Below are 13,691 nucleotides of genomic sequence, written 5' to 3'. Positions count from 1 at the left end.
ATTACCGCGTTAACCACCACACCAAGCCAATCAGAACGACCGATAACAGCATGGTTTTAACCTTGTGCTCGCGTATTAGTTTTTCCGCGCGGTCACCTGCCACCTGCACCAGTAAGGCGATGCCGAAGTATCGCAGCGCGCGTGAAATTGCGACAGCTATCAGGTATAGCGTAAGTGAAAATTGTGTTGCACCTGCTGCCAGCATGGCGATTTGCAGAGGAATAGGGGCTATGCCTGCTGTTAACACAAACCAAAAACCTTCATCGCGCATGCGTTGCATAAATTCACTGAGCTCGCGCTCGGTGACATAGTGCTCAACGATAACGTTGTGCAACAGGTCAAATGCCAGATAGCCGAGCGCATAACCGAACAGCGCACCTATTAAGCAGCCAAGCACGGCAACCGCTGCAATCAACCACAGTTTGTCTCTTCTTGCCTGCATAAGCGGCAACAAGGCTGCTTCTATGGGAATAGGAACAACGGTTGATTCTAAAAAAGACGCGGTCAGTACACCGGGAAGTAAGTGTTTTGACCGCACGAGTGCTTTCGTTTTTTTCTTAAGCTTCTCTACCATGTATGTCTAGAGGGCAAGGCTAGTCAGGTGAATGGAAAACCCTGCCATCTTTCATAACAAATGCGACAGACTCCATAACTGTGATGTCTTTTAGCGGGTCGCCTTCTACGGCAATAATGTCTGCCAGCTTGCCTTTACTGATAGTCCCTAAAGTATCGCTAATTTTTAGCAGCTCTGCAGTGGTGCGAGTTGCGCTAATGAGGGCCTCAGCCTCGGGCATCCCCGCCTCGACCATAAGCGCAAATTCCTGTGCATTTTCACCGTGCGGCGACACACCACTGTCAGTTCCAAAGGCAATGCGAACGCCTGCTGCATATGCTCTGGCAAAGGTATCCTGAATAAGGGGGCCAATTGCAGCTGCTTTGGGTCTAACGATATCTGGGAAAAACCCCTGGATTTCTGCTTTTTTGGCGACGAAGTCTCCTGCAAGAATAGTAGGTACGTAATACGTACCGCGTTCTTTCATTAGCTCCATGACTGATGCACTCATGTAAGTGCCATGCTCTATTGAATCCACGCCTGCCAGTATTGCTCTGCGCATCCCTTCTTCACCATGCGCATGCACAGCTACTGTCATATCATAGTCTTTTGCCGTGGAGACAATCGCGTCCAGTTCATCTGTCATAAACTGCGGATTTTGACCGCTTTTAGCAACACTCAATACACCGCCAGTTGCGGTAATCTTAATAAGGTCTGCGCCGTCCTTATACCGTTGTCTTACTGCTTTCCTCGCTTCAACCACGCCATCTACTACACCCTCTTTAGGGCCCGGGTCTCCCTGAAGGTCTGCCCGCATTCCGTTTGTTGGATCGGCGTGACCACCGGTTGTGGCGATAGATTTACCCGTAGTGTAAATGCGCGGACCATCAGCAATACCTGCGCTGATGGCGTTGCGAAGCGCAATGGTTTCATTCTGTGAGTCACCTAGATTTCTTACGGTAGTAAAACCAGCCTTGAGCGTCTTTCTTGCATAATAGGCCGCCGATAACGCATTGTCTGCATTGCTCTGGGTAAAACGCTTTATGTAGGTAGCAGGGCCTTCATGCTGAAATGAAAGATGTACGTGCATGTCCATGAGTCCGGGTAACACTGTGTGCTCTGACAAATCAATTACTGTGTCATCATCGCCTGCGTCTATGAATCCTTTCTTAATATCTACAATGGTGTTGCCATCTAGCACAATACTCATTTTTTCGTGCAAGGTCTCATCTTCGGCGGTAAATAACTTACCTGCATGAATGATAGTTTCAGCATGGGCGGTGGGTAAAAGCAAAGCAATACAGAGGAGTGAGTGTTTTAATTTCAGCATAGTAGTTGGGCTTATCATCGTTATTTTTACTCCACTTTAGGACAGGTCCGTCCCAGTAGTAAAGCGCATTAGCATTTCATTTGGCCCAAAATTATAGAAAGGCCGTCACTTTTCAGTAACAACAGGGTTTGCCCGTCTTGCTCAATCATGTCCGCTTCGTCGAGCATTTGGTAATACACATTCTGGTGGAAACGGGCATAGAGATTATGCCGGACCTTAACATAGGGGATGTCAGCGTCAGGCTGATTGGGGAGTGGTCGGCAACTTACCGCGTGGTCACTATTCAATGGGAAAGTGCTGCCGGTTTGTGTCTTTACCCAAATTGTTGTCCCCCTCCTCTCCCAGTCAATAATGACAAAAGGCACGTCATCTACGTTTATTTTTACCTTTTCGGCGGGGGTAACTAGAAAATAGTCGTTGCCTTCTTTTTTCAGCACAGATGCAAATAACGCGACAAGCTTAGGACGGGTGAAAGGTGTACCCTGATAAAGCCAGGTACCATCGAAAGCGATTTTTAATGGAATGTCACCGCAAAAGGGCGGGTCCCACGACTCAACAGGCGCGCCTGTTGACGAGTCTTTCAGGGAATCGAGGGAATCACGTAATGAAGCAGATAACTGACTAAGATCCACGTTCTTCTAGAAGCGCTTTTATCTCACGTAGCTTTGCTTTTATTCTACGCATGTTATCCGGACCTGTTCGAAGTAGCTGCTTTTGTGGGCTGGATAAGTTTTCAAGCCGATCGTCTTTGTACTTAAACATTACTGAATCAGTGTAGACTTCAACAGGCACTTTTACCTCAGGTGTGTCCAGCAGGGTATCAATTGCATTGATAAGTACCCGTTCAAAAGGCTCATCAGGATCGCCGATTTGTGCATACTGCGTTTGTATTTCCTCTTCATAACGCGCAAACAAGGTGAGCAATCGCGTATTATCAAGTTGCTCCATCGCATCCACGTAAGGGGTGTATCGTTTATAGCTGGCTGGGTCGATCCATTCTCGCTGTGCTTGTTGATAGGTGCGAAACTTCTGCGCAGGTGGCTCCAACAATCGATGATTCGGCGCCATTTCTTCATTGGCAAGGTTGGTTACCGACACCACAAACCGCTCCAACAGCGCTTCATTCACCAAGAAGTTGGTAATAATGTCACTGTTAGCAATGGTGACTAACGCCGTTTCAATAGCCGCATCGCTAATATCTAATGGTTCAGGCTCAGAAACATCTTCCTGTACAGGAGGCGGCGCTATCTCTGCGTCTGCATCAAGTTCAACAGAGGATGGCGGTGGCGTTGCTTCAAACACTTCAGGTTCGGGCTCAGGCGTTTCAGGAACCACAGGTTCAGGCTCAGCGATTGCAACAGGTTGAGGGGCTTCAGGTTCAACGTCTTCATCGGCTGACGGCCAAAAGAAAACCGCGAGAATTACAACCGCTATGACGACGGCAATAATAATGTGAGGTTTTAATGATGACGTGTTCTCGTCTGCTTCCATTTGATCCACCTTTTTCTTTCGCCTGCTACTAATACTATCAGAGATTGTGTTTTTTGTTAGAAATTCAATTAATTAAATTAGTTCCAATCCATGCACACTTTTGAACTTCAAAAGCCTACCGCGCGTAAATGAACATAGGCTTAATACAGTACTGCGAAGAGATGAAATTTGTTTATTCTGAACTCCTAAAAAATCCGCCCTGTATCGATTTGCTCGAAGTACATTCATTTGAAATGAATGTTTATTTGGTGAATATTGCGGTAGGGCAACACGCCGGCATGGTTTATGACGACTCTGATAAACCCAAGCGATTTCACAGCAGTGGTCATATTCGCGAAGCGTTTGCGGCCTTTTCTGTCAAAAAAGCGGTGATGGTTCACGACACGCCCTACGACGAGATGATCGGCAACCCACCCAAAGCCAGTGAAAAAATGGCGTTGCCATTCTCTATGGACCTACCCTATTAGGTATCTGCAAGGTAAGGCGTCAGCAATGCGTGCAGGTCTACCGTGGCACCCAATCGCTTCGCCAATAAGTACAGTCCGCCCAGCTTTCGATGCATAAAGGCGGCGTCTGCGGGCGGAGCCTGCCAGAAGGCTTCTTCCATACTCAGCGTCCAACCTAATTCTTGCAATCGCTGCGCGGCATCATTGTTGGCAAAGTTGTGGCCGCCTTTACTATGCAGGGGCTCACAGGCAATTTTCAGCATTGACAAAATGATCGACAATTGCGCTTCGGTGGCCGTACTGTCTACAAGCCCAATTTGCATTGCGGCTTGCAACAATGCGTCATCGTTTTGTCTGTGAGCTGCATGAATAAGCGCTAAATAAGCATGAGAAAGCGAGGCAGGAAAATCTCTGGTCGCGCCAAAGTCGAGTAGCACCCAGTAGCCGTCCTCGATATCGACAAGATAATTGGCCAGATTAGGATCTGTTTGTATGAGATTGAACTCGAATATTTCTTTAAAAAACAGTGCAAAGAGCGATGTCATCATCTTATTTTTAAGCGCTTGTGATGACTGTTCAAGAGCAGTAATCGGCTCACCTTTTTGAAATGTCATCGCCAAAACCGTTTCTGTAGTCCATTCTTCAACAATGGTGGGGCACTGATAATCCACCAATCCGTCGATACAGGCAGCATAGCGCTTAAGCATGTTTGCTTCTGTCTGATAATTTGCTTCGGCATGAAGCTGCACCTTTGCTTCATTGAGTAGCGGTTGAATATTGGCAGATTCCGGGATAATGCCGATGAGCTTGATCAGCCCCGCCACATTATCGACGTCGCTGTTGATGCTTTTTTTAATACCGGGATATTGCACCTTAATCGCCAACATGGTGCCATCCATCAGGATTGCCTTGTGCACTTGTCCTATCGAAGCAGCAGCGATAGGTGCATAGGAAAAATACAAGAGTTTGTCATGCCAGCCTTCGCCCCAAGCACTGTCTAAAACCTGTTGCAACTGGCCTTTGGGCATGGGGTCTGCATCGTCACGTAGCCTAGCCAGAATAGTTGCCAGTTCTGGAGGTAGAAACTCACCATCGTCAATCGAAATGAGTTGACCTATTTTCATTGCCGCGCCGCGCATAGAGGCCAGTTGATCAGCAATGCGCTCAATATTGGCAGGCGTCAGCACCAGGTCGGTCAACTTAGGGCGTTCTCCACGTAGCAGTGTCTTTGCCCCTCCTGACAGCACGCTACCTGTTACTGTGGCCGCTAAACTCCCCAGCCTTGAAAATCGGCTTATTCTTGATGTCGGGACGGCTCTACTTTTACGCTGTTTATCTGGCAACGGCCTGCTCTCTTAAAAATAAAGTTTGATTATAACTACAAAGCACTTCAATTTAGTACGTGGGTTTCTTATGCTTGGCTTCACAACGACTCAGTAAAGTGTAATCAATGTCAGCTTTTGAATGGAAACGCGCTGTGATCAAAGTGGGGAGTGCCCTTATTGCACCCTCTGGCAGTCAGTGCAGTGCGACTTATCTGTTACCCATTGCACAGTTTATCTCAGCCAGCCATGCCCTAGGCAAAGAGGTCATTATTGTTTCATCTGGCTCTGTGGCTGCAGGCCGAGATCAGATACCCGTTCACCACAGGGCAACTATCGCTGAAAAGCAAGCCATGGCCGCCATAGGTCAGACACAAATGATGGCTAACTGGCAGCGCTTTTTCGACCGACCCTGTGCGCAAATCATGCTTACGTATGACGACCTGCGAGACAGAACTCGTTACGTGAACATCAAAAATACCTTAGGGGAATTACTAAAGCACAATGCCATTCCTATTGTGAATGAGAACGACACTGTGGCGGTCAATGAATTGCAGGTGGGCGACAATGACAATCTTGCCGCGTATACCGCACTTGTAGCGCAAGCTGATACATTAATCATTTGTTCTGATATTGATGGTTTATATACGGCTGATCCAAGAAAAGACCCATCCGCGCAGTTAATTCCCAAAGTGAATAAAATCGATGAAGCGCTGTTTGCGATAGCGGGAGGAGCAGGTTCAGCCGTGGGTACTGGTGGTATGTTTACGAAGTTGCAAGCAGCTCAAAAATGCATGCAAAGCGGTATCCAAACTCTTATCGTTAATGGTAAAAAAGCAGACATTTTTGATGCGCTAAGACAAGGACAATCCCCCGGCACACTATTTATCCCAGACCAATCGGCCAACAAAGCCAGACAGCTTTGGTTAACGCATACGCTTACTTCATGCGGTGCAATCTCCATCGACAGCGGCGCATATCACGCCCTTTCTTCAAAGGGAGCTTCACTTTTACCAAGCGGAATACTGAAAGTAAGTGGTCACTTTAATGTTGGCGATGCGGTTGATATCACCCATGACAACAATGTTATTGGTAAGGGACTAGCACTGCTAAATAATGACGATTTGCAACGCATAAAGGGCCTGCAAGGTGAGCAGGCGGCATCAGTCTTAGGTTATGCTTTTGGGCCTGAAGTGGTGCACAGGGATGATATGGTGATCCTTAAATGAATGGCGTTATTCTGGATTTTGCCAGCGTGTTACCACATCAATTGGAGGTCGCAGGGCTGTATGAACTTCCCATTAACTGGACAGTGTTTGATAGCACGTCGCCAGAGCAAATCACTGAAAGGATAACCGAAGCAGACCTTATTTTGGTGAATAAAGTGGTGTTAAACGCAGCACAGCTGCAGACAGCTCAACAATTAAAATATATCGGTGTCATGGCAACGGGCACGAACAACATTGACACCCACTTCTGCGCTCAGCACAACATCCAGGTTCACAATGCGGTGGGCTATGGAACAGAAACCGTGTGTCAACACGCGCTGGCACTGTTGTTAACCTTGGCAAATCGCATCACACTGAATCACAAGGCTGCCTATCAGGGTACCTGGCATAACAGTGACCAGTTTTGTGTGCTGCAGCATCATCCTATTGAACTGTGCGGTAAAACGCTGGTTATTGTGGGGTACGGTGAGTTGGGGAAACGGTTTGCCAGTTTAGCGAACGCCTTGGGTATGAAAGTGATCGTTGCAGCGCGTCCCGGCGAAAAAAGCCTGAATCGCCCAGATTTTGACGAGGTGTTGCCAGAGGCTGATGTTGTGAGCTTGCATTGCCTGCTTAGCGAACAGACGCAAGCGATGATGAACAAAACCAGATTTCAGAAAATGAAATCGTCTGCAATTCTAATTAACACCGCCCGCGGCGGATTAATTGATGAGGCCGCATTGTTGTGGGCATTAGACCGAGATCAAATTGGCGGTGCTGGTTTGGATGTATTATGCGAAGAGCCTCCGCAGCGTGATAATGTGTTGTTGCAGAATCAAAGGCACAATCTGCTGATAACGCCACACTGCGCATGGGGAAGTATTGAAGCGAGGCAACGGTTGTTTAACCAAACCCTCGAAAACATTAAGACTGCACTATTCAGGAGCTGAAAATGCCACTCACCATTGCCGATGTCATGACTGCCCCCGTCTTTAGCTTATCCCCTGATGCTACCTTGCTAGACGCTCACAATGTCACCAGAGACAAAGGGATTCGCCATTTACCCATTATTGAGCCCCAGACCAATCAGCTGGTCGGCATAGTGACGCAAAAATTACTCATCAGCCGGGTGATCGCCCTGTTAACCAAGTTCGGCAATGATTCACTGCAAAGTGAAGAGGCAAAAGTTAACATAATGGATATTGCACTGAAGGAATTCGATACCGTCTCTGTCGACCAGTCAGTAGCAGAAGTGGCGAGTTTCTTTTTGAAAAACAAACACGGTTGCATGCCAGTTGTTGACGAAGAGGCACATGTGGTGGGCATTCTGACATCATCAGATTTTGTTAAGCTCACTATAAAACTGCTGGATGGCAGCAAGTCATTGTTCGATTAATGAGATTTAACAGTACCCGCGACATCGCTTTTAAGACAAAATAGGCGTCCAAACCAAACTTAAGCCTAAAAGGGATGAGCTACAGATGTCTGATGTTATTAAGGACGCGCCACTAGGTGTGAGAGGGTCGCTGATTCTCATGCTAAAAGGGGCCGTAATGGGCGCTGCAGACATAGTACCTGGTGTGTCAGGTGGCACTATTGCATTTATCTTTGGCATCTACGAGCGCTTTATTCAGGCATTGAGCCGTGCAGATATGAAGGCATTTAGTTTACTCAAGCGTTTTGACATTAAGGGCCTTTGGCGCCACTTTGACGGTCAGTTTTTGCTGCCGATCTTCTTAGGAATTCTGATCAGTATTGTTACTCTGGCTAAAGGCGTGAGCTGGATGCTGGAGCATCAACCTGTATTGCTGTGGAGCTTATTCAACGGGCTCATTGTTTTTTCTTTGCCCTTTTTTATCAAGGCAATAACGTGGCACGTTAAAACGTTGCTGATGGTGCCCCTGGGTATCGCCTTTGCCCTGGCAATAAACCTGATTAGCGGGAACATTCATGACCCGAATTTATTGCAAGTTTTTCTGGCTGGCACCATTGCGATAAGTGCCTTGCTACTCCCTGGCATCTCAGGCGCGTTTATTCTTGTGTTATTAGGTATGTATGAACCGGTAGTTAGCGCCCTGAAAGCCCTCGATATTACCGTATTGAGTGTTTTTGCATCAGGTTGCCTTGTGGGTATGCTAACCACTTCTAAGTTGATTGCCTTGTGCCTATCTCGGTTTCACGATGTTTTGATAGCCTTTTTAATGGGCGTGGTTATCGGTGCTCTGTATAGAATTTGGCCCTGGAAGTTAGCAGACAGTCCGGTATCCTGGGCAGCATTTGCTGCCAATGGGAACGACCCCCAGTACCCGATGTCCGCGCTATTTTTTGCAATTGGCGGGGGCTTAATGTTCTTGTTGCAGCAAATTGATAAGAGACGTGAAGCTGAGTGACTAGCGTAGCCGTTGGAGGTGTGTAATGAGTAAACGAATAACATTGATAAAAGGTGTAATTTTCTCGGCTGCGATTACACTCGTTTCTGGCTGTGGCACGTCACATTTAAACTGTGACACGCCAGATAACCAGGAGCGGCTGGTAAGTGCTTTGAATGAGTTAGTCAGCGACTACCTTGTTGCCAATGCAGAAAAAAAAGGCATTGCACTTGCCGAAAACCCATCCTATCCAGCGTTTACTGTCACCTCTTTTAATCAGCATATAATTGATATTAATGCAAAAAAGTGTGACTACATTGTAAAGGCCTCATTCCCAGCCACTAAAGCGGTACAGAACGCGATCCCCGTGTCAGTGGTGTTTAGAAGTACTGGCATCAATGGTCAAACCCATGAACTCAACGAATTCACAGTAGACCCCAGTGACGCTGTGAGACTGGGAATTGCTGCGGTAAAAAATGCGGAACAGGCTAAACAATAGCGAAATGAGCGGGATTTTTATACTATCTACCTACAGATAGATATAAGAGTTGTCATGAAAACACTGAACGCCACCGCGCATAAATTGTTAGACGCTGCCCAGGAGCGAACCCAAAAGCAAGGCTTCAATGCGTTTAGCTATAAAGATCTACAAAACGAGGTTGGCGTAAAAACGTCGAGTATTCACTACTACTTTCCTACCAAACATGATTTGGCGCTCGCCATGACACAACGCTACATTGATAGATTCAGTGAGGTCTTGGTGAATATCGAACGGCAACACGCCAGTCCACTAAACAGATTAGAGGCGCTAGGTGAGGTATATATGTCGGAAGTCAACGGGGGAAAGTTTTGTTTGTGCGGTATGCTGGCCAGTGACATGTTCTCGCTGCCTGACGTGGCGAGTAAGCAATTACACGTCTTTTTTGATTTACTCGAAAGCTGGATAGCACAAGCAATAACCGCTGGGCAGCAATCGGGTTTGGTGGCAAAGGTGGAAACTGCGTCATCACTTGCCAGCGCCTACTTAAGTCTGCTGGAAGGAGCAATGTTGATAGCAAGAGTCAAACATTCACCGGCGTACCTAGCCGACGCGATTAATGTGTTCGTTACAGGTCTCAAAAAATAATGGCACGGAGCGGGAAATTTTTTCAGTTGTGGTCCTGTCTGTAGAGCACATACGTACACACTTTGTCTTTCAAGATTATCCAGGTTCACAAGAGGAATCATTATGAGAATATCTGCCATTGCGTTCGCGGTTGCATCCGGTGTTTTATTGGCTAACACCGCCCCCATTCATGCCGAGCAGCGCGTACAAGCCACTGACTTTATCGCCCTATTCGAAAAACTCAGCGGAAAGCAACCGGGTGAACGCAAGGCTCATGCTACCGGTGTATGCGCAAGCGGCCGATTTGAACCTAACACGAAAGTCGATATTTTTACCAATGCGCCGCTGTTGAGTAACGGTAACTTGCCTGCCACAATCCGTTTTTCACTGGGTGGCGGAAACCCTGCCGCTGATGAGCGCGTGCCGGGTACGCGTGGTATGGGCGTTCAGATAAGCCTGCCAGACGGTACCCGTCATATGTTTACCGGGAACAATTTTCCGGTATTTGCGGGTAAAGACCCCGACACGTTTTTTGGGTTTCTTTCCACGTTATTACCCGATGAAAATGGCAACAGAGATCCGCAAAAAACCATGGAGTTTGTGAAAAACAACCCAAGCGTCCAGGCTAATCTCGCGTGGAATCAGCAGGCAAAAACGGCCTCGTCATATGGCAATACCGAGTTTTTTGGGTTGCACACCTTTTTTTATAACGGGAACAACGACCAGGTAATGTTTCGTTGGCACATCACACCCGATTTAGGAGTAAAAACACTCGATGCTGAGCAGGCGAATGCCATGAGTAACCCGTTTCTTGCTGACCGATTGGCTGAACAACTCAACGACGGGACTGTTAGCTACACGTTGAGCGCGATAATAGGTGAAGACGGTGATGCAGTGATTGACCCGTCTGTTCAGTGGCCAGAAGACCGTAAAAAGGTTGTGTTAGGCAAACTGGTGCTTGAGCAGTCTGGCGGCGATGGTTGTACGCCAGTAAATTTTGATCCAAATATCATGTCGGCAGGCTTCTCACCGAGTGACGATCCTGTGTTGAAAATGCGCTCCTTGGCTTATGCGGTTTCGTTCGGAAAACGATTGAGTGGGCAATAGCCGTTGAAAAAATAGCCTGACATTTTGTCAATGTACAAGTTGCCGTTGGAGATTAGGTTTTTTGGGAAGCGCATTACTCTCTGACGTTACTTGTGTTAATGACTTAGCGTTATTGTATTGCAGTGAACTGAGTGTTGTTAAAAGGGGGTTCCACTGATGAATATGATAAATTGTGATACTAAAATAGAGTAGCCCCAGAACGAATAATACGAGCAGCAATTGTACTGTTCTTCTGAGAATTGTGTTCAATATAGAAAACATCTCTAACGCCTCATGGTCTGCGATTTCGTGCCTTTTTCCTGCTTTCTTTGCGTGTGTGGGTAATAAAGTAAAGTCGCTACTTGAGCATGAGTGTAGTCAGGGTTAAGCATCACATACGTGAAACTCAATGGAGGTTATCAATTTGCCTAGTGGATTGGAGACCCTCTGCGGTAGGTAAAACAAAAGTTAAGGTGAGTGCCAAAGCCTATTGTAAAAAAAACCGCCCCCTTTAGCGGGTGGCGGTTTTGAATTTTAAGCAGGGAACCTTTCTGTACTTTTTATCCCCTGATAAATTCAGGCTTTTTCTGTTTTGTTAGAATTCGTAGATTACCGCTGCTGAGAGCAATTCATTTTGGTCTATTTTTGACTGCACACAACGGGTAATCTGCTTTTGACTAAATACATAAATACGGTCTAATTTCCCTTCCTCACCTGTTTTTATGTCGCTTAAAATAAAGGTCACATTTTCATCTTCGTCCAAGGCTCGCAGGCCGCTTCCAAACCGGCATAACACATCGCCGATGCGGGCTTCAAAGTCTGATAGAAACTGATTGGTTAACTTTTCTCTTGCTGCAATGCGTTCTTCACGCTTCTTTTTTTGCTCATTTTCAACTTTAGCTAAGTATTCCCGTACTTCGACCCTTTGCTTGGCCAGTGACTTTTCCTTTTCTCTGACTTTCTCCAGTTCCTTTTTCACCTCTTCCTTGGCTTGGTCTTTCAATGTCCTCATTTGAAACTCTAATTCGCGCACTTCTCGCTCTACTTCTCTTTCCTGCCAGGACATGTCTCGCTCTCTAGAGCGCAAATCCCTGAGCTTTTCTGCTGTTTCTTCCAAGGCTTCGCGAACGCGCTCATGCGCTTCACCGCTAATTTCAGTCCAGTCAGTGGAAAACTCAAAGGAAACGTCACCTTCTGTGGCGCTCATAGAAATGGGCGGCAAGGGAGCGTCATGAGGGAAAGCCTCTGACAATCCGGCTATGTCGATGAACAGTTGTCGAGGACTGCCTTTTGCAGAAAATGTGAAAACTACACCTTGGTTAGCCAAGTAGGTGGCTTGGGTCGAACGAATGCTGATTGGGCTTCTTCTGTCCTGCTGCTGAATAGCGGTATTAATGACGCTGGTCATAATTTCCAACTCTTTTTTTAATTCAGCTGGATCCGTTGCCGCCGACGCAGTGCCCATGACAAAGCTCATTGATAATGCGGAAAGTAACTTTTTCATTGGGATTACTCCTGTAGAGACGCTGAGTACACTTCAGCTTCAAGTTTGTTTAACTGGCGAGCATAAAAACGCTGATCGTCGTCGCGCTGCTCATTAATAAATTTGATTAATTCTGCAAAGTCTTCACGTCGTTCTTCTCTGCTTGTATCCAACAGGAAGCGGGTTAACTCTGTGCGACTCTCTCTGTTTTGTTCTTGCAGTGCATCGATATACTGGGCCAGCAAAACCTGATTATTTTGTTGGTGTTGTGCCATTTTTTCGTCCAGTAATGCAGCCACTTCCTGTTGCGAAGGGCCTAAGTCAAATCCCATTTGAACGCGACCATCTTGCATGTTTACTTCAAAACCTGTTACTACCATCACAATGGCCGCAAACGACATGGCCATTGATGCAGCAGGCATCCAAGACCAACGATTGTGTGAAGGTTGTCTTGAAAATGCGACCGTTTGCTGCTTGTCCCAGGCGGGTGGCACATGCCCAGGCTGATCTACTTCAAATGCAACGCGGTTAGCCGTATCAACCCTGGCCGAAAAGTCACTGTCTTCTATGTATCGGGCTTCAAACAGGGCTTGTTCCTCTTTGGACAATGCATTGTCCAACCATTTCGCCAAAAGCGCTTCATTACTGATAGTCGGCATAGTTATCCTCCAGCGCATATTTCAATTTATCGAGTGCTGAATAAAGTCGTGATTTTACTGTATTTGAAGAAATACCCAGTTGGGAGGCTATTTCATCAAACGTGAACTGACCAAAAAATTTAAGTTCAACCACCGCTTTTTGATTCATCGGCAAGGTTTGCATTGCCACATGTAGATCGCCAAACTCGTTGGCGTTTAGCACACCTTGTTCTGGTGTCGTTCCTTCACAGGCCTGCTCTGGCACATCATCAAGTCCGTCATGAGGGCGTTTGCGACGATAGAATTCAACACAGCGAAAATGGGCGATGCGGAATAGCCAACATTTAAAGCTGCCCTCGTTTCCGCCCCGATAGCTGTCCAGACTCTTGTAAACAGACAGAAAAATATCTTGCATTAAGTCAGCTGCGTCTGCATGACTGCCAGCCATACGAATACCGTAGTTGTATATGGCTTTTTCATAGCGTTCTATCAATGCGATCCAAGCCCTTTCATCACCTCGAAGTGCTTTTTTCACCAGTGTGTCATCTTGACGCTTAAACACCTGATATTCCTGTAAAGATGGTTGTGTTGATTATTAAGTCGAAAGGCGGGAAAAAAAAGTTTTGTTTTCGTTTATTTTTTTCAAAAAAAAAGGCTCAC

At 46.6% G+C, this 13,691-nt stretch carries 16 protein-coding genes; 8 read left to right on the top strand and 8 right to left on the bottom strand.

What is annotated here, in order from left to right; translation table 11 throughout:
* Position 1: 1 nt before the first annotated feature.
* The 4 genes from DRW07_RS11700 to DRW07_RS11685 form a co-directional block, all read right to left on the bottom strand.
* Positions 2–574, bottom strand: a complete 573-nt coding sequence (locus DRW07_RS11700; RefSeq protein ID WP_124028093.1) for a YqaA family protein — start codon at positions 572–574, stop codon at positions 2–4.
* Positions 575–593: 19 nt separating this feature from the next.
* Positions 594–1,883, bottom strand: a complete 1,290-nt coding sequence (locus DRW07_RS11695; RefSeq protein WP_124028092.1) for a metal-dependent hydrolase family protein — start codon at positions 1,881–1,883, stop codon at positions 594–596.
* A gap of 68 nt (positions 1,884–1,951) precedes the next feature.
* Positions 1,952–2,515: a DUF1285 domain-containing protein gene (locus DRW07_RS11690; RefSeq protein ID WP_124028091.1), complete on the bottom strand. Its 564-nt coding sequence runs from the start codon at positions 2,513–2,515 to the stop codon at positions 1,952–1,954.
* Positions 2,505–3,374, bottom strand: coding sequence for a DUF3014 domain-containing protein (locus DRW07_RS11685; protein WP_124028090.1), 870 nt, complete (start codon positions 3,372–3,374; stop codon positions 2,505–2,507). Before DRW07_RS11685 ends, DRW07_RS11690 begins: the two co-directional genes overlap by 11 nt.
* A 161-nt stretch (positions 3,375–3,535) precedes the next feature.
* Between DRW07_RS11685 and DRW07_RS11680 the strand changes: the two genes are divergently transcribed.
* Positions 3,536–3,841 carry a DUF6482 family protein gene (locus tag DRW07_RS11680; protein WP_124028089.1) on the top strand — a complete coding sequence of 102 codons (306 nt, stop codon included), beginning with the start codon at positions 3,536–3,538 and terminating at the stop codon, positions 3,839–3,841.
* On the opposite strand, the gene DRW07_RS11675 is transcribed toward DRW07_RS11680, so the two are convergent.
* The gene (locus DRW07_RS11675; protein WP_124028088.1) at positions 3,838–5,163 is read right to left on the bottom strand and encodes an ABC1 kinase family protein; all 1,326 of its coding nucleotides are present in this window, start codon (positions 5,161–5,163) and stop codon (positions 3,838–3,840) included. The two genes, DRW07_RS11680 and DRW07_RS11675, sit on opposite strands and share 4 nt — an antisense overlap.
* Positions 5,164–5,270: 107 nt before the next feature.
* Here DRW07_RS11675 and proB point away from each other — a divergent pair, with 107 nt between their 5' ends.
* The 7 genes from proB to DRW07_RS11640 all read left to right on the top strand — a co-directional run bounded on the left by proB (position 5,271) and on the right by DRW07_RS11640 (position 10,931).
* On the top strand, positions 5,271–6,371 hold the full coding sequence (proB, locus tag DRW07_RS11670; RefSeq protein ID WP_124028087.1) for a glutamate 5-kinase: 1,101 nt from the start codon (positions 5,271–5,273) through the stop codon (positions 6,369–6,371).
* Positions 6,368–7,300 (top strand): D-2-hydroxyacid dehydrogenase, encoded by a 933-nt coding sequence (locus DRW07_RS11665; RefSeq protein ID WP_124028086.1) that lies wholly within the window; start codon positions 6,368–6,370, stop codon positions 7,298–7,300. Before proB ends, DRW07_RS11665 begins: the two co-directional genes overlap by 4 nt.
* A gap of 2 nt (positions 7,301–7,302) precedes the next feature.
* Positions 7,303–7,746: a CBS domain-containing protein gene (locus DRW07_RS11660; protein WP_124028085.1), complete on the top strand. Its 444-nt coding sequence runs from the start codon at positions 7,303–7,305 to the stop codon at positions 7,744–7,746.
* Positions 7,747–7,831: 85 nt separating this feature from the next.
* Positions 7,832–8,740 carry a DUF368 domain-containing protein gene (locus DRW07_RS11655; protein WP_124028084.1) on the top strand — a complete coding sequence of 303 codons (909 nt, stop codon included), beginning with the start codon at positions 7,832–7,834 and terminating at the stop codon, positions 8,738–8,740.
* Between the two features lie 25 nt (positions 8,741–8,765).
* Positions 8,766–9,218, top strand: coding sequence for a hypothetical protein (locus DRW07_RS11650; protein WP_124028083.1), 453 nt, complete (start codon positions 8,766–8,768; stop codon positions 9,216–9,218).
* Positions 9,219–9,272: 54 nt separating this feature from the next.
* Positions 9,273–9,845 carry a TetR/AcrR family transcriptional regulator gene (locus DRW07_RS11645; RefSeq protein WP_124028082.1) on the top strand — a complete coding sequence of 191 codons (573 nt, stop codon included), beginning with the start codon at positions 9,273–9,275 and terminating at the stop codon, positions 9,843–9,845.
* Positions 9,846–9,947: 102 nt separating this feature from the next.
* Positions 9,948–10,931, top strand: coding sequence for a catalase family peroxidase (locus tag DRW07_RS11640; protein WP_124028081.1), 984 nt, complete (start codon positions 9,948–9,950; stop codon positions 10,929–10,931).
* A gap of 574 nt (positions 10,932–11,505) precedes the next feature.
* Here DRW07_RS11640 and DRW07_RS11635 read toward each other — a convergent pair.
* The 3 genes from DRW07_RS11635 to DRW07_RS11625 are packed head-to-tail and all read right to left on the bottom strand — an operon-like array spanning position 11,506 to position 13,593.
* Positions 11,506–12,414 (bottom strand): hypothetical protein, encoded by a 909-nt coding sequence (locus DRW07_RS11635; RefSeq protein WP_124028080.1) that lies wholly within the window; start codon positions 12,412–12,414, stop codon positions 11,506–11,508.
* Positions 12,415–12,419: 5 nt separating this feature from the next.
* Positions 12,420–13,052 (bottom strand): hypothetical protein, encoded by a 633-nt coding sequence (locus DRW07_RS11630; protein ID WP_124028079.1) that lies wholly within the window; start codon positions 13,050–13,052, stop codon positions 12,420–12,422.
* On the bottom strand, positions 13,036–13,593 hold the full coding sequence (locus tag DRW07_RS11625) for an RNA polymerase sigma factor (RefSeq protein ID WP_124028078.1): 558 nt from the start codon (positions 13,591–13,593) through the stop codon (positions 13,036–13,038). The genes DRW07_RS11630 and DRW07_RS11625 overlap by 17 nt, the downstream gene beginning before the upstream one ends.
* Between the last annotated feature and the right edge of the window lie 98 nt (positions 13,594–13,691).

This window comes from Paralteromonas sediminis, from assembly GCF_003820355.1.
Taxonomy (GTDB): Bacteria; Pseudomonadota; Gammaproteobacteria; order Enterobacterales; family Alteromonadaceae; genus Alteromonas_F; species Alteromonas_F sediminis.
Note: the sequence above shows the minus strand (reverse complement) of the source record. Positions and strands in the feature narration are given on the sequence as shown.